Source organism: Agrobacterium sp. CGMCC 11546 (genome assembly GCF_013365515.1).
GTDB lineage: Bacteria > Pseudomonadota > Alphaproteobacteria > Rhizobiales > Rhizobiaceae > Agrobacterium > Agrobacterium fabrum.
In genome coordinates, this window is record NZ_CP047387.1 from 930,139 (window position 1) to 945,909 (window position 15,771).

The 15,771-nt window shown below is 59.3% G+C and carries 17 protein-coding genes; 2 read left to right on the forward strand and 15 right to left on the reverse strand.

Annotation, left to right across the window (positions count from 1 at the left end; all coding sequences use genetic code 11):
- Positions 1-12: 12 nt before the first annotated feature.
- The 6 genes from GSF67_RS04690 to uppC form a co-directional block, all read right to left on the reverse strand.
- On the reverse strand, positions 13-690 hold the full coding sequence (locus GSF67_RS04690; RefSeq protein WP_006312754.1) for a hypothetical protein: 678 nt from the start codon (positions 688-690) through the stop codon (positions 13-15).
- Between the two features lie 135 nt (positions 691-825).
- Positions 826-975, reverse strand: a complete 150-nt coding sequence (locus GSF67_RS04695) for a hypothetical protein (protein ID WP_003496532.1) — start codon at positions 973-975, stop codon at positions 826-828.
- Between the two features lie 77 nt (positions 976-1,052).
- Positions 1,053-2,294 carry a polysaccharide biosynthesis O-antigen ligase family protein UppF gene (gene uppF, locus GSF67_RS04700; protein WP_006312753.1) on the reverse strand — a complete coding sequence of 414 codons (1,242 nt, stop codon included), beginning with the start codon at positions 2,292-2,294 and terminating at the stop codon, positions 1,053-1,055.
- Positions 2,291-3,844, reverse strand: a complete 1,554-nt coding sequence (uppE, locus tag GSF67_RS04705; RefSeq protein WP_006312752.1) for a polysaccharide biosynthesis glycosyltransferase UppE — start codon at positions 3,842-3,844, stop codon at positions 2,291-2,293. Before uppE ends, uppF begins: the two co-directional genes overlap by 4 nt.
- A gap of 223 nt (positions 3,845-4,067) precedes the next feature.
- Positions 4,068-5,210: a polysaccharide biosynthesis type 4 glycosyltransferase UppD gene (gene uppD / locus GSF67_RS04710; protein WP_035215232.1), complete on the reverse strand. Its 1,143-nt coding sequence runs from the start codon at positions 5,208-5,210 to the stop codon at positions 4,068-4,070.
- Between the two features lie 16 nt (positions 5,211-5,226).
- Positions 5,227-5,799: a polysaccharide export protein UppC gene (gene uppC, locus GSF67_RS04715; protein ID WP_006312749.1), complete on the reverse strand. Its 573-nt coding sequence runs from the start codon at positions 5,797-5,799 to the stop codon at positions 5,227-5,229.
- Between the two features lie 210 nt (positions 5,800-6,009).
- On the opposite strand from uppC, the gene uppB reads away from it, so the two are divergent.
- On the forward strand, positions 6,010-8,271 hold the full coding sequence (uppB, locus tag GSF67_RS04720; protein ID WP_006312748.1) for a polysaccharide biosynthesis protein UppB: 2,262 nt from the start codon (positions 6,010-6,012) through the stop codon (positions 8,269-8,271).
- An 18-nt stretch (positions 8,272-8,289) separates the two neighbouring features.
- On the opposite strand, the gene uppA is transcribed toward uppB, so the two are convergent.
- Both uppA and GSF67_RS04730 read right to left on the reverse strand, forming a co-directional pair.
- Positions 8,290-9,519 carry a polysaccharide biosynthesis GNAT family N-acetyltransferase UppA gene (gene uppA, locus GSF67_RS04725; protein ID WP_006312747.1) on the reverse strand — a complete coding sequence of 410 codons (1,230 nt, stop codon included), beginning with the start codon at positions 9,517-9,519 and terminating at the stop codon, positions 8,290-8,292.
- Positions 9,520-9,616: 97 nt separating this feature from the next.
- On the reverse strand, positions 9,617-9,829 hold the full coding sequence (locus GSF67_RS04730) for a DUF2842 domain-containing protein (RefSeq protein WP_006312746.1): 213 nt from the start codon (positions 9,827-9,829) through the stop codon (positions 9,617-9,619).
- A 142-nt stretch (positions 9,830-9,971) separates the two neighbouring features.
- Between GSF67_RS04730 and GSF67_RS04735 the strand changes: the two genes are divergently transcribed.
- Positions 9,972-11,075 carry a COX15/CtaA family protein gene (locus GSF67_RS04735; RefSeq protein WP_162854810.1) on the forward strand — a complete coding sequence of 368 codons (1,104 nt, stop codon included), beginning with the start codon at positions 9,972-9,974 and terminating at the stop codon, positions 11,073-11,075.
- 6 nt (positions 11,076-11,081) lie between these two features.
- On the opposite strand, the gene GSF67_RS04740 is transcribed toward GSF67_RS04735, so the two are convergent.
- From GSF67_RS04740 to rplM, 7 genes are all read right to left on the reverse strand, one after another.
- A complete protein-coding gene (locus GSF67_RS04740; RefSeq protein WP_006312744.1) occupies positions 11,082-11,927 on the reverse strand; it encodes an aminoglycoside phosphotransferase family protein in 846 nt (281 codons plus the stop codon).
- Complete coding sequence (argC, locus tag GSF67_RS04745; protein ID WP_035215213.1) at positions 11,924-12,856, reverse strand: N-acetyl-gamma-glutamyl-phosphate reductase; 933 nt, start codon at positions 12,854-12,856, stop codon at positions 11,924-11,926. The genes GSF67_RS04740 and argC overlap by 4 nt, the downstream gene beginning before the upstream one ends.
- 70 nt (positions 12,857-12,926) lie before the next feature.
- Complete coding sequence (gene speB / locus GSF67_RS04750) at positions 12,927-13,880, reverse strand: agmatinase (protein ID WP_006312742.1); 954 nt, start codon at positions 13,878-13,880, stop codon at positions 12,927-12,929.
- Positions 13,880-14,212, reverse strand: a complete 333-nt coding sequence (locus tag GSF67_RS04755; protein ID WP_006312741.1) for an XRE family transcriptional regulator — start codon at positions 14,210-14,212, stop codon at positions 13,880-13,882. Before GSF67_RS04755 ends, speB begins: the two co-directional genes overlap by 1 nt.
- Complete coding sequence (locus GSF67_RS04760; RefSeq protein WP_006312740.1) at positions 14,202-14,567, reverse strand: type II toxin-antitoxin system RelE/ParE family toxin; 366 nt, start codon at positions 14,565-14,567, stop codon at positions 14,202-14,204. Before GSF67_RS04760 ends, GSF67_RS04755 begins: the two co-directional genes overlap by 11 nt.
- 116 nt (positions 14,568-14,683) lie before the next feature.
- A complete protein-coding gene (gene rpsI, locus GSF67_RS04765) occupies positions 14,684-15,151 on the reverse strand; it encodes a 30S ribosomal protein S9 (RefSeq protein WP_006312739.1) in 468 nt (155 codons plus the stop codon).
- 2 nt (positions 15,152-15,153) lie between these two features.
- Positions 15,154-15,618 carry a 50S ribosomal protein L13 gene (gene rplM / locus GSF67_RS04770; RefSeq protein ID WP_006312738.1) on the reverse strand — a complete coding sequence of 155 codons (465 nt, stop codon included), beginning with the start codon at positions 15,616-15,618 and terminating at the stop codon, positions 15,154-15,156.
- Positions 15,619-15,771 lie beyond the last annotated feature (153 nt).

Genomic DNA, 15,771 nt, shown 5'->3' on the forward strand with positions numbered 1-15,771 from the left:
CGGAGCCATGGACTAGATAGTCAGGCTGCCGTTTTTCGCCTGTGGCCAGGTGAGATAATAATAACGGCTACCGACACTGCCGAAAAACGCATTGTCGCCGGAGACGGTGTCGACATAGGCACCGCTGGCGCCCTTGGCATAGGTCGAGCCATCGCGTTTCAGATGGTCCTTCAGAAATTCGCTCCATCCGGTCGTGGTTATCTCAATCGAAGGTTTGGAGGTGGTTTCTGTATCGGATGCCACATCCCAGGCCTTGATCTGTAAACCCTCGGCGGGATCGGAGACCGTCAGCGTGCCGGCCTTCAAAGCCTCCAGCATGGCGTTGGCCTGCGATGCCTTGTCCGGATCCTTGCTCAGCTCCTCCAGCATCCCCTTCAGCCCTTTCATGAAATCGGCCTTGGTGATGTCGCCGGAAGAAGGCTGCGTATCCGTGACCTCGGTCTGTGTGTCGTCGCCGGAGGCCTGGCTATATTGTGCCAGAAGCTGTGTCAGCCTGGTATTGGTGGAAGAAGAGCTGTCGAGCCCATAGGAGCCGAGAAGGGCCGTCCGCGTCGAAGACGATTGGGCGACGGAATTGTCTTCCTGCTCCTTGATGGCTTTGAGGGCCAGTCTGGTGGCGGTGAGGCGGGTGGAAAGGTCGATGGAGGAGACCATAACGAGCTGTGTCCATGATCGGGCGATACGCATCATTCGTACCGAACCGGCTCGGCGGAAATCGATCCCGCCTTTCGTCTCCTCTCATAAGAAGACCGGGTGCATCCAGGCCATATTTCGGCTTGGGATGCACCCGGTCTTAAAGGCCGGACTTTGCGCGACGCTTGCGGCTTAATTCTCCTGAACGGAAACGCCGTTCGGGCCGATATTCATCTCGATCCCCTTCGGCTTGCTTTCCTCATGCCAGACATAGGCTCCAAGGCCAACGAGGACCACAAGGAGTGCGCCGATGATGAGATAGAGATTATTGGTCTGCGTCATAAGATGTCTCCCCGTTTGACGATCAGAATCGGGGGCTAAACGCATGAAATGGTGTAAGGTTCCGTAAGGGAAGGACTTTATGCGGCGCGCGGGCGGCGGCGCAGGCTTTCACGTTTTTCCAGCGCCATGCATCCCCACAATATGCCGAGCAGCAGGAAGAAATGCCGCCAGTGGTCGGTATCGATGACGGCGCCGATCATCACATGCCCGACGAAGGTCACCCAGGAAATGATCAGGAACGACTGCCAGGGGCGTGGCCGCAGCAGATGTCGGAAACCGGCGGCGATCGTCCAGCAGATGAGGGTGAGATAGATGACGAAACCAAACCAGCCATGGGTAGTCAGGCTTTTCAGCCAGATATTATGTTCGGCGGCGGGAAAGATATCGTCGAACACCATCGGGCCGATGCCGAGCGGATGTTCCATGGCAAGCAGGAAGCCGAGATAGTGGCGGGCAAAACGCCCGAGATGCCCGCCATCATAGGATTGCACCGCCGATGCACGGCTGGAGAACAGATCCGCCACCTGCTTGAACTGCAGCGCGATGATGACAGCTGCGACCATCAGGCCAGCCGCGACGAGGAACAACACAAGGATTTTCAGGCGAAATGCCGCCGTCCGCTCCTTCAGGAGCATGACAAAGACGAGGAGAATGGTGGCGAACAGAAAAAGGCCCCAGGCCGCGCGTGAAAACGACAGGAAGATGCCAAGCGCGAGAATGAGCAGCCCGAGAATGCGCCAGGGCGCATGCATCGCCTTGCCGGTGAGAAGCCCATAGATAAGGTAAAGCGACGGTGTCACCAGGAAGGGACCAAAGACGTTGGGGTCCTGGAAGGCACCTTTGGCACGATCGTAAAGGGTGAAGACCTCGAAGCCCGGAATCGCGTGGAAATAACCGATGATGCCAAGCAGCGCGGTGATGAGCGCTGCCGTCAGCCAGGCCCGGAAAATCAGCAGCAGCCGCTGGTATTTGTCCTCCACGATCGCCGCATAAAACACCGAGGTCAGCGCCAGAAAGGTCGAGACGGCGAGATAAAGCGGTCCCTCATCCAGATCGGCCATCGTGGTGAGCGAAAGATAACCGCCGACGTTGAAGGCAAGCAGCAGGCATAAAAGCAGGACGACGGTGCGCGAAAGGCGAAGGCCGAGCAGGAACCACAAGGCCACCTGTCCCACCATCATCAGCTCGTAAGGCGCCGGTTCGGAAATGACGAAACCGGAGAGAAACACCCCAAACGCGATGAAGAACGCGCCGATGAGCCGCATGGTGGCCAAGGGTGCGTCAAAATCTGCCGTGTGCTGGTAACCGGTATGGGTCAATAGGCATTTTCCGATTTGAGCAGCCGGATCGGCGTGAGGAACAGAATCTTCAGATCGAGAAACAGCGACCAGTTCTCGATATAATAGAGATCATATTCGGTTCGAAACTTGATCTTGTCGCCGTGGTCGATCTCGCCGCGCCAGCCATTGATCTGTGCCCAGCCGGTCACCCCGGGCTTGACCTTGTGGCGGGCGAAATAATGTTCCACCACCTCGGTATATTTCAGATCGCCCGTCTGCGCGTGAACGGCGTGCGGGCGCGGACCGACCAAAGAGAGGTCGCCGTAGAGAACGTTGAAGAGCTGCGGCAACTCGTCCATCGAGGATTTGCGCAGGAAGCGGCCGACCGGCGTGACGCGCGGATCGTTCTTCGTGACGGCCTTTTTCGCCGTGGGATCGCTGAGTTCCGTATACATGGAACGGAACTTCCAGACGTTGATGGTCTCATTGTTGAAGCCGTGGCGCTTCTGCTTGAAGAGGACCGGACCTTTGGAGGTCGCTTTCACGGCAATTCCCGCAGCCAGCATCACCGGCCAGAAAAGGGCGATCCCCATGAGGCTGAAGGTGATGTCGAATAGCCGTTTCGCCACCGAATCCCAGTCGCGGATCGGCTTGTCGAACACATCGAGCATCGGCACCTTGCCGACATGGGAATAGGCGCGCGGGCGGAAGCGCAATTTATTGGCATGGGCGGCAATGCGGATATCGACCGGCAAAACCCACAGCTTGCGCAGAAGCTGGAGAATGCGCGCCTCGGCGCTGAGCGGCAGGGCGATGATCAGCATGTCGAGCTTCGTCAGGCGGGCGAATTCCACCAGTTCCGCAAAGGTGCCGAGCTTGGGATAACCGGCGACAACTTCGGGAGACCGCTCGCTTTTCCGGTCGTCGAAAATACCGCAGATGCGGATGTCGTTGTCGGACTGCTGCTCCAGCGAACGGATAAGGTCTCTCGCGGCATCGCCGCCGCCGACGATGACGGCGCGGCGTTCCATCACGCCGTTGCGGCCCCAGTGGCGGATGGCAAAGCCAAGGATCAACCGACCGGCGAAAATCGCGATCGCGCCCGTTGCATACCAGATGGCGAAGGCCTGCCAGGACTGCAGCGTTTCCGGGAAGAAGATGAGAAGGAAACAGGCAATTCCCACGAAGGAAAGGCAGACGGCTCCCTGAATGCGGGCAAACATTTTCAGCGGCGTGCGCAGCGTGGGAAGCTGATAGCAATCACCTGCCTGCAGCAGGAAGACGCAGAGTGCCGCACCCAGCACGCCGCCGCTGAAAACCTTCAGGAAGGTTTCAAGGCCGCGATCGGCTGCAATACCGTTGACGACGGCAGCTATGATCACGAGCATCGTGAATTCGAGAAGCCGCAATTGCCCGATCACCATGTTAGGTGAATGGTTACCGGCGCGAAGCTGGTTGGCAATTTGCCGTGCAAGCGGATTGAGAACGATGGTTTCGGATGCCGCAGCACCCCCGGCTTCGTAGTCGGAGAGTTTCTTGCGCAATGACGCCAGATCGAATTGCAGTCTGTCCTTGTCAGTCTTGGTCATTGCTTTGGTCCGCACCCTCTAGCGCATCGGCCCGAAACTCGCATTCGATTTTCGACCGGACGATACGCAACTTCTAAGTGGTAGAGCCTCCCGGTCACGTCTGGATGGTCGAAAGGGCGCTCTACGAGCTGGAAACTAGCCGAAACATGCTAAGAAACGTTTATGATGGATTTCTACAGGACGGCTGGAATATACAATTAAAAATCGTGTTTTTGAAATGACTTTAGGTCGTCAGCAGGTCACGATAGAGTTTCATCATCTCATCGGCCATAACAGGGGTTGAAAATTTCGCCTTGAAGCTGTCGGGATGCGGCATGACCCGCTGCGCCCAGTCGGCATCCTCCGCATCCTTGACCATGGTCCGCGCCAGCGCATCGGCGTCGCCGGCCGGAACAAGCGCCTCGCTGTCTTCTCCAAGAACCTCTGGAATGCCGCCAACATGCGAGGCGATGACGGTTTTCCCCGCCGCAAGCGCTTCCAGAACGATATAGGGCATGGCTTCGGCGCGCGAAGGCACCACCACCGTGGTGGCGAGTTCGAAGGCCTGTCTGGCGGGCATCGCCGCATGCATGGAAATCCGCCGGGAAAGCCCGGACGTGGCGATCATCGCCGCATATTTGTCCCTGTCGGGTCCGTCGCCGACGATGACGCCGGACATGGGCTGGCCGATGCTGCGCTCCATTTTTGCGAAGGCTCTGATAAAGACATCCGGCCCCTTAAGGTCACGCAGCATGCCGATATAGAGGAAACGGGCGGCACCTTCGCGGGGAGGGACGGTTTCGAATTCGCTCTCCTGAACGCCGTTATAGATCATCGCGGTGCGGGTGCGCGGTTTGCCGACCTTGGTTTCGTAAGTCTCCTGCTCGAAATTGCAGACGAAACAGAGCGCATCGGTGAAATGCTCCTGAAACCGCTCCAGCCGCAGGAAGAGCTGCCCTTTCAGGCTGTTTCGGGCATAATGCAGGCTGCCGCCATGCGGTGAGTAGAGGCGGGCTACGCGATACCTGTTCGCCCGCAGGAGTGAGCCGATCAGCCGGGCAAGAGCGCCACCCTTGGCGCTGTGCCCGTGCAGAATGTCCGGCCGCAAACTTTTGATGTGCTTGTAGGATTTCCACAGCGCCAGGAGATCGCCGGGGCTGATCGACCGCCGGATGGGCAGGCGGGTGAGGCCAAGCTCCAGCATAGGGGTGATCTGTGCGAAAAGCCGTTCCTCATGCGCACCGCCGGTAGAGCTGTCGCAGACGATGCCGACCTTGTGGCCTTGCCTGACATGTTCCTCGATCAGATCGCGCACATGGCGGAAAACGCCGCCCACCGGGGAGCGGAAACAATGAATGATGCGCAGGGGAGGGCCGTCATCCGACACGTTCACCGCTCCGTTTTCAGAAGAAGCGTTCGCGTACATAGACGGTATCGCCCGCCAGAATTGGCGCGCTGATCCCGATGCGGCCAGTCATCACCTCGGCATTGATCTTGCGGGTAATGTCGACATCCGCCTGGTTGGCGCGCGGGGAAAAACCGCCGGCAATGGCGATGGCGTTTTGCACGGTCATGCCCGGCACATAGGAATATTGGCCGGGGCGACCGACTTCACCCATGATGAAAACGGGACGGTAACGGTCGATTTCGATGGTCACGTCGGGATCGCGCAGATACCCCTGCCGGAGCTTCGCAGCGATCGCGGCTTCGAGCTGCGGCAGCGTCTTGCCGCGGGCGGGAACCTGGCCGACAAGCGGGAAGGCGACGTAACCCGCCTGATCGACGGTATAGGTATTGGTCAGCCCGACCTGTTCGAAAACGTTGATGCGCAGCCTGTCGCCGCTATCGACGTGATAGGATTGCAGCGCGGCCTCATTAAATGAGCGCGGTGCGGGTTGATATGCCGCGCAACCGGAAAGGGCCGTTAAAACGGCTAGCGTCAGTGCGGTGACATGTCGTGATCCGGCGAGCGGCATCTCATCTGGCTCCGAGTCGATCTTTGACCATTCTTATCGTTCTGTTAGGGTTAATGGCCGGTAAACATCAGGCGCGAGCGATGGTAATATCGGCTTTATTTCGTCGGATTCTCCGAGATTAACGGTTGTGTTACCGGCAAGACTTAAACTTCGCGAAAATTGGCCATCTATATTTGAGCGCCCGAGGTTTGTCTCGGTTACGGAGCTTGCATGAACGGCGATCGTATTGACGACAGGGATGTGGATATCGACCTTGCGCAACTTGTTGCGGCGATATGGCGACGCAGGGGGCGGATCGCGGCGATCACCCTTCTCTCCGGAGGCGCCGCCTTTGTGGCTGCCAGCATGATGTCGCCTGCCTATAAGGGCGAGGCGCGCGTGCTCATCGAATCCCGTGCGGCCTCTTTCGGCGCGTCGCAGCAGTCAAATGCGCCCGCCGAACCCGTGCTCGATGAATTGACCGTTTCCAGCCAGGTGCAGATCCTGCAATCGGTCGACCTCATCAAGCAGGTCGCGAAAGACATGAAGCTTTATGAGCTTGATGAGTTCGATCCCGAAGCCCATCCTTCCTTCGTCTCGCAGCTACTGGTCGGGGTCGGTCTCAAAAAGGATCCGCTGCAGGTGCTGCCCGAGGAGCGTGTCTTGACGGCTTTCCGGGAGAAGCTGCAGGTCTATCAGGTCGAAAGCTCGCGCGTCATCACGGTCGAATTCTCCTCGAAGGATCCGAAGCTCGCCGCCGCCATCCCCAATGAGATGATGAAGGCCTATATTGCGTTGCAGAGCGGCGCGAAGCTGGGCACCAGCACAGAAGCGGCACGCTGGCTGGAGCCGGAAATCGCCAGTCTGCGCGAGAAGGTGCGCGATGCGGACAGAAAAGTCGCGGATTATCGCGCCTCGTCCGACCTTCTCTCGGCTGGGCAGGGCGAAACGCTCGCCACCCGCCAGCTCAGCGATATCTCTACCGAACTCGGCCGTATCCGTGGCGAGCGCGCCAATGCGGAAGCCCGGGCCGAAGGCGTGCGTAATGCGCTGGCAAGCGGCCGCGCGCTCGATACCTTCCCCGATGTCGTTGCCTCCCCGACGATCCAGAGGCTGAAGGAAAACGAAACGTCGATCCGCAGCCAGATTTCCGATCTCACCTCCTCGTTGCTGGAAGGCCATCCGCGCATCAGGGCGCTGCGCAACCAGCTTGCCGGCATAGAGCGGCAGATTCAGGAAGAGACCCGCAAGGTACTCGCAAGCCTTGAAAACGAGGCAAACCTATCGCGCCTGCGCGAGCGGCAACTCGTTCAGCAACTGAACGTGCTGAAATCGGAAAGCGTGCGCGCCGGCGAACAGCAGGTGGGCCTCAACGATCTCGAGCGCGAGGCCTCGGCCCAGCGGCAGCTCCTCGAAACCTATCTCGCCCGTTATCGCGAAGCGACGTCGCGGGCAGGTTCGGTGGATTCCACGCCGGCCGATGCGCGTGTCATTTCGGCGGCGGTTGAGCCGCGCGAACCCTATTTCCCGAAAACCGGCGCCATCACCATCGTCGTGACGCTCGCAGCCTTTCTGCTCTCCTGTATTGTCGTCATGCTGGTGGAACTCTTCACCGGCCGGGCTCTGAAGCCAGTGGGCCGGAGCCAGGTTCCGCCGCTCTCCGATCCGCCACCGACACGCGCGCGGGTCGAGACGGATGGGGCCACGGATGTGCCGGAACAGCCCGTTACTGCGCGTCACGAGGCAATCCAGCCAGCTCCCCAGGCCATTCCGGTCGCGGCGCACCATAAGGTCGCCGAGGAGGAGCGGCAGATGCCCGTCGCGGCCATGGCTGCGATACCGGCCTTGCCAAAAGAAGAGGTGGTTACAGCTCAAGAGGTGGCGGCAGAAGAGGACGTCGACACGTCAGACGATTTTTCGATCGATGCCGTTGCGGGTTTCCTGACCACGCGGCTTGCCAAACCGGTCGCCGCCGTCGTGTCCCCGGCCGGTGATAGCGGTTCAACCTCAACCGTGATGCTGGCGCGCGCCTTGTCCGAAATGGGCCGATCGGTCGTTCTCGTCGATATGACGGCGTCCGGTTGTCCGACGCGGCTGATGGCACCCGAAGCCGGGCTTCCCGGTGTCATGGACCTTCTGGCCGGTGCGGCCGCCTTTGGTGAAACCATTCACGGAGACCGCCTGTCCGACGCCCATATCGTACCGCGCGGCAATGCCCAGCCGCGTGAGGCCATGCGCGCCATAGACCGCCTGACGATGATCCTCAGCGCGTTGTCGGACGCCTACGATACGGTTCTCGTCGAATGCGGCGCGGTACAGATTGCGAGTCTTGAGAAAATGCTGCGCAATCTGCCGGCGGAAATCATCGTTTCCGTTCCCGGCCGGGATGGTGAGATGCTGGAAAAGACGCTCGATGACCTTGTAGCACAGGGCTATAAGCAGGCGTTACCGATGACGGGTATGCGCAAGCCGGATCATCTGAGCGCCGCCTGACTGGCCGCGAAACCCCGCTCAGTCGGCGGCCGAGGCTTCCGCTCTTGGCCGTCCGGCGCGAAAACGCTGGATCAATGCATAAAGCGCCGGATTGGATTTGATCAGGCTCTTTGTCCGGGCGATGGCGGCATAGGCGGAAGCCGCTGCCCGGCCCTTCAACGTTACCGGCAGGAATATATCGTGCTGCGCGGTGAAAAGCGGGCACCAGCTGCGTTTGTAGAGCTGGTCACCCACACCGAAATCGAAAATCGCCGCCTTTTCGCGACATGCCCTTTCGATCATCAGCCAGAACAGCAATTCGCCGGGGCTGAGTTCTGAAAAAGATTCATCGATCGAACCGAACTGGCAGATGATGTGATCCTGCTTGCGCGACAGACCGGCCACGGCAGCGATGATGCCTTCATGGACGCCATGCAGGCGAATGGCATGCAGCTCCAGCAGTGTGTCCGTCCCGGTTTCCGGAAAATTGGCGAGATCGTAGAAGAAGTCTTTCACCGATTGGTCACGAAACACATCGGGAATGCGCTGCGAGGCAAAACGGTTGGCCTTTTGCCGGAAGAATGTCTGCAATAATTCGCATTTTTCTTTCGGGGATCGGGCGATCACATGGCTGTAGCCACCCATTTCCTCGGCCCTACGGCTCTGGATGCGAAATTTCTTCCGGCGTCTCTTGGCATTGACCTGCCGAAGCGTGGCCTCGAAACTGTCGAGCAGCGGAAGCTGGAAGGCCGGGTTCTGGTTTTCGACGGAAGCCAGATAGGAGAGTGGACTGGTCCTGCCGCGCCAGATCAGGGGGATGTTCTGCAGCGCGAGAATATCGGCCCGGCCATCAAGCAGCTTGCGCGCCTCGCGGGCAATCGCGGCGGCGATTTCCTGGCCGGCGCGCGCGGCAAATGCCGGTTCGAAAAGCCCGGTATTGATGTTGTTGAAACGGCCACCGGGAAAACGCGCCTTGCGGATGCCGCCCTCCTGCACGATTTCGAGCGGCAGCAGGAAGATGGTCCTGCCATCCTGCCGGCCGCGCAGGGTCAGAAGGGCGCTCTCCTGGGTTTGCGCCCAGATGGAACACCAGCCGAATCCCTGATGCAGCGAATTGAGCGGGTCGTTTTCCAGCTGTTCCCAGCCGGAGCGAATGGTCGTGGCATCATCGACGAGGTCGATCACCAGACGATCGGCACCGCGCCGCTCGTTGTGCACGGCGGTCGGCGCTTTATCCTCGCTGATTGTGACCGGCCCCTCAGCCACCATCCACTCTCTCCGGTTGTTTCGGTCGGACTATATCGTTGAGCAGCAAACAATCTGTTTATAAAATTGCGACCTCAGGGTGTCCTGTAGCCGACTGCGCTTAGCCCTGTTTTTTTGAACCGGCCATCCATTTGATGATCAGCATCGCCGGCAGGATCCACAGGACCCCGCTCAGCACGAAATAGGCGAGATGCACCCACCACGGCGATTGCGCCAGCGTCGCCGATGCAATGGCCGTCGCCGCGACGGCGTAAATGACGACGAGGCAGATAATGACGACGGTGCCGATGAGCGATCTGAGGCGAGGGTGCATGAAATCTTCCGTAATTGAACATGTGGCGCGACTATAGCGCCGCGACCCCATGCCGCAAACCCTGAGGCCTTGTTTTGTAGTGCCGGTTGAGGCTAATCAACATGACTGTATGAGGGAGACCTGAAAGATGCGTTCGAACGGCATGACGATGGCAAATGGTTCTGTGGACATGGTGGTAGAGGCCGCCCTGCAGAAACAGGAAAAGGACCGCCGCCTGCTGCGCATCTGGCTGCGCGTCGTACTTTTCACACTGTTCTGTCTGGTCCTCGTCGGCGGCGCCACGCGGCTCACCGAATCCGGCCTGTCGATCACGGAATGGAAGCCGATCCACGGCGCCATTCCGCCACTTTCCGTCGCAGAGTGGGAAGAGGAATTCCAGCTCTACAAGCGCATTCCCCAATATCAGGAAATCAACAAGGGCATGTCGCTTGATGAGTTCAAGACGATTTTCTGGTGGGAATGGGCCCATCGCCTGCTCGCCCGCACCATTGGCCTCGTCTTCGCCCTGCCGCTTGCCTTCTTCTGGCTCACCGGCCGGGTCGAAAAGCGCCTGCGCCTGCCGCTCGTCGGCCTTCTGGCGCTTGGCGGTTTTCAGGGCTTCGTCGGCTGGTGGATGGTGTCATCAGGCCTCGTCAACCGCACGGATGTTTCGCAATATCGCCTCGCCACCCATTTGACGATCGCCTGCCTCATCTTCGCGGGCTGCATGTGGATATTGCGAGGCCTGTCGCATCATTCGCCTGATGCGGCGGATGAGCGGACTGGCAGGGGCTTTGCCGCGCTGCTGACGGTGCTCTGTCTGTTCCAGATCTATCTCGGCGCACTGGTGGCGGGGCTGAATGCCGGCCTTTCCTATAATACCTGGCCGCTGATGGATGGTTCGCTGGTGCCGGGTGATCTCTTCCTGCAACAGCCCTGGTGGATAAACCTGTTCGAAAACCCGAAGACGGTGCAATTCGTCCATCGCCTGGGTGCCTACACGCTGTTTGCCGCCACGCTGTGGCATATGGTGTCGATGGCCCGCGCCTTGCCCGGCACGCCACATGCCCGCCGCGCGGTCCTGTTCTTTGTGCTCATCTCCGTTCAGGCGGGGCTAGGCATCACCACGCTGCTGATGCATGTCGATATCCATGTGGCGCTCGCCCATCAGGGCATGGCACTGATCCTGCTCGGCTTTTCGGTCGCCCATTGGCGCGGTTTCATCGGTGAATATCCGGCGCCCGTTGCTGTCGAAGTCAGGGACTGACCCCGCTCAAAAATGTTTCAGGACTGCCTTGATGGTTGCCGCGACGGCGAGTTCGTTGTCGCGTTCTTCCGCATTGCCGTCCTCTTCGTGCCACGTGGCCGAAAGGCAGCCATAGGCGAAGGCATATTGCAGCAATAGCCGTTCGTCCCGTTGCAGCGCCCTTGAAAAGATCGCTGCCATGGAGGCGATGCGGGCTTCGCTGCGGGTGAGGTCGAAACGGTCGAGCGGATTGGAGAACATGTTGGCGACATCAAGCGCCGCATCGCCGATCAGGCCGGCCGGATCGATGATGATCCAGCCGCGATCGCTGTGCATGATATTCTCATGGTGCAGGTCGCCATGCAGCGGCTTGATATCCCGCTGTTGGTCAATCAGCGTCTGCGCAAGCCTTGCTGCCTCGACAAAGGGGCTGTCGACGCCGTCGGAACGATCCTGTTCGGCCTTGCGGAACAGGCTTTCGAAATAGAGCGGCAGCGTCAGCAGGCTGGACGGCGGCGACTGCTCCGGTGGCTGGTGATATCTAAGCAGAACCTCGGCGGCGATTTCCGTGGTGGCATCGTCGTTGCCATCGCGGAACAGCAGGTCGCGAAGGGTCTCCGTGCCGGCATGTTCCATTAGCAGAATATTGTCGGACTGGTCGAGCAGTTCGACGCAACCGATACCCGCGCGCCATGCGATGAAATCCGCGCCGCGAAGGCTGTCTTTCAGCACCTTCTTTTTCAGAACCTTGGCAATGGCAAGGGAGCCGTCCTTGCGCGTCAGTTCGTAAACGATGCCGGCCGGTGTATCGGCGATGCGTTTTGCGGCCTCGATATTCCACGAGGCCGGAAAAGACGGCGTATTGCTGATCATGCCGAGAGCATCAATTCCATGTTCTGTACCGCAGCGCCGGAGGCACCCTTGCCGAGATTGTCGAGCAGCGCCACGAGATTGATATGCTCACCGCCCGGCGTACCGAAAACGAAGAGCTTCATCGTGTCCTTGCCCGCCAGCTCCTCAGCGTCGATGCGGGAAATCCCCTTGCTTTCGGCAAGCGGCACGACGCTGACGATGTCCTGGCCCGCATAATGGGCGGTTAGCGCCGCATGGATGGTTTCGATCGTGGTGCCTTCCGCAAGGTCCGCTGCAAACAGCGGAACCTGCACGATCATGCCCTGCGGGAAACGCCCAACGGAGGGCGCAAACAGCGGTGCGCGGTCGAGCTGACCGTGAATGGTCATTTCCGGCACGTGCTTGTGCTTCAGCGTCAGGCCATACAGGAAATTATTGGCGCTGATCGCATCGTCGCGGCTCTGGTCTTCCATCTGCGCGATCATCTGCTTTCCACCTCCGGTGTAACCGGAGACCGCATTGACGCTGACCGGATAACCGTCGGGCAGGATGCCCGCGGCGCGCAGCGGACGGATGAGGCCTATTGCGCCGGTCGGATAGCAGCCCGGATTGGCGACGAAACGGGCCGAGCGAACCTTGTCGCCCTGGTCTCGGTCCATTTCGGCAAAACCGTAAGCCCAGTCCTGATGGACGCGATAGGCGGTGGAGGTGTCGATGATGCGGACATTGTTGTTGCCGGCCACCATGGAGACAGCCTCCTTCGAGGCATCATCCGGCAGGCAGAGGATCGAAATGTCGGCGTTGTTGAGCATATCCTCGCGCATCGCCGCGTTGCGGCGCTCGGCCTCTGGAATGGACAGCAGCTCGATATCGCGGCGACCGGCAAGGCGCGTGCGGATCTGCAGACCCGTGGTGCCGTGTTCGCCATCGATGAAGATCTTCGCTGTCATGTCCTTGTCCTGCCTTTTCAAAGGGTTGTGAGGGTATTCGGAATCAGTTCGGCAAGTGCCGTTTTATTCGTCAGCCAGCCTTCGCCAGCCTTTCGGCACGCAGGCCAAGCATATACATTGCAACGGTGGCCCCGGCAATGGCGGTAATATCCGCATGGTCGTAAGCGGGTGCCACCTCCACCACGTCAGAGCCGCGAATATCAAGCCGGCCGAGCCCGCGCAGAACCGAGAGAATCTTGGCGCTGGTCGGTCCGCCGGCGACGGGTGTGCCGGTTCCCGGTGCGAAAGCGGGATCGAGGCAATCGATATCGAAGGTGAGGTAAGCAGGCATGCCGCCCGTGTGCTTGACGATCAGCGAGGCAATATCGCTCGCCCGCATATCCTCCACCTCGTAACCGTGGAGAATACGGATGCCGAAATCGTCGGGCGCATGGGTGCGAATACCGATCTGGATCGAACGGTCAGGATCTATCAGTCCGTCGCGCACGGCGCGCGCCACGAAGGAGCCGTGGTCGATGCGCTTGCCATCATCGAACCATGTATCCTGATGCGCGTCGAACTGCACTAGCGCCAGACGCCCGTGCTTGGCCACATGCGCTTTCAGCAATGGCCAGGTGATGAAGTGATCACCGCCGAGCGTCAGCAGATAATCCGTCTTGGAGATGATCCTGCGCGCTTCCTTTTCGATCGTGTCAGGCGTTTTCCAATGGTTGCCGTAGTCGAGCAGGCAGTCGCCATAATCGATGGTCGGCATATGGGCGAAAAGATCGCGCGCGAAGGGATATTGCGGATCATTGTCGAAGATCGCGGACGCGCGGCGGATCGCCTGCGGCCCGAAGCGCGCACCCGGCCGGTTGGAGGTTGCCGCGTCAAACGGAATACCCCAGATCGCCGTCGAAACGCCCTTGAGGTTCTTTGTATACTTGCGTCGCATGAAGGAGAGGACGCCCGCATGGGTTGGGTCGGTTGCGGCCGAAGTCAGCGTTGTCGCGGTAAAGGCATGGTCGATTGTTTTGCTAGGCATTACTTATCGGCCTTCTCGGCGAGATCTGAGAAATTGCGAATTTTGATCGAGCGGCCATCGAAGCGTGCGATGATTTCCAGTTCGCCGCCCATCGCCTCGATGAACCGGCGTAACGTACCGACATACATATCGGCACGCTTTTCCAATTTGGCGACAGAGCTTTGACCGATATCCAGCGCCTGCGCTATTTCGTCCTGCGAGAGTTTCAGCGCCCGGCGAACATCCGCAAGGTTCATTTCTTCTTCCAGACGATCTGCATCGGCTTTCGACTTAACACGCGCGTCGCCCGACATCCGGTTGCGTAACTGCGCAAAACTGTGTCTACCGCTCATTGTGTTTTTCCTTTTCAAGCTCAGCGAGATGCTCGTCATAAAGGCCGTCGGCAATCGGGATCATACGGTCGTAAAACCGCTTGTCGCCCGTCTTGTCGCCGCCGATCAGCAGGATTGCCGCTCGACGGAGATCGAAGGCATAAAAAATCCGCAACGGCTTGCCGCCGCTTTGGATACGTAATTCTCGCATATGCGCATGCCGCGAGCCATGAATGCCGCTCGAGTAAGGGAACGGAAGGTGAGGGCCGCGTTGTTCGAGTTTCTGCACATAGGCGTCGATACTGATGTGCTCGCTCTCGTCAAGCGCCTCCCACCATGTTCCGAATTCATTCGTATACTCGACGAGATAGCTCATAAAGCAATATTATTCCCTTGGGGGAATAATTCAAGCCGTCGCCAATCATCAAAATAAAAAAGGCGGAGCCGAAGCCCCGCCTTTTGAAGTTCTGAACGAACTGTTCCGATAAGCGATTAACGCTTGGAGAACTGGAACGAACGGCGCGCCTTGGCCTTACCGTACTTCTTACGCTCGACAACGCGGCTGTCGCGGGTCAGGAAGCCACCCTTCTTCAGAACGGGGCGAAGGCCCGGTTCGAAGTAGGTGAGAGCCTTGGAAACACCGTGACGAACGGCACCGGCCTGGCCGGAAAGACCGCCGCCTGCAACCGTTGCAATAATGTCGAACTGACCGGCGCGGGCAGCTGCGACCAGCGGCTGCTGGAGGATCATCTGCAGAACCGGACGTGCGAAATACGTGGTGAAATCGCGGCCGTTGATGATGATCTTGCCAGAACCGGCCTTCACCCATACGCGGGCTACGGCGTTCTTGCGCTTGCCGGTCGCGTAGGAGCGGCCGAGGGTATCAACCTTGCGGACGTGCACGGGAGCCGAAGCTTCCGATGCCGGGGCGAGGTCTTTCAGAGAGGAAAGATCGGCCATTATCAGGCGCTCCTTACGTTCTTCTTGTTAAGCGCGGCCACGTCGAGAACGGTGGGCTGCTGTGCTTCGTGCGGGTGGTTCGAGCCGGCGTAAACGCGCAGGTTCTTCATCTGGCGACGGCCGAGCGGGCCGCGCGGGATCATGCGCTCGATAGCCTTTTCAACGACGCGCTCCGGGAAGCGGCCTTCGATGATCTGGCGAGCGGTGCGCTCCTTGATGCCACCCGGGTGACCGGTGTGCCAGTAATACTTCTTGTCGGAATACTTCTTGCCGGTGAAGGCAACCTTTTCCGCATTGATAACGATGACGTTGTCGCCATCATCAACGTGGGGGGTAAAGGTAGCCTTGTGCTTGCCGCGCAGGCGGGTTGCAACGATGGTGGCGAGGCGACCAACAACGAGGCCTTCGGCGTCGATGATGATCCACTTCTTCTCCACCTCAGCGGGCTTCTGAACGAAAGTAGACATGGATTTCACTTTCTAACGTGGACCCGTCACACTCTTGATTAAAGAGTATACGGGCGTTTCTTGTTGCTTGATTTGGTTGCCGTTAGAGGCAACCGTAAATGACCCTATTCCGGCTGGAATCCGATCTGGCGCGCTTATACGGTGTGTGCGTGA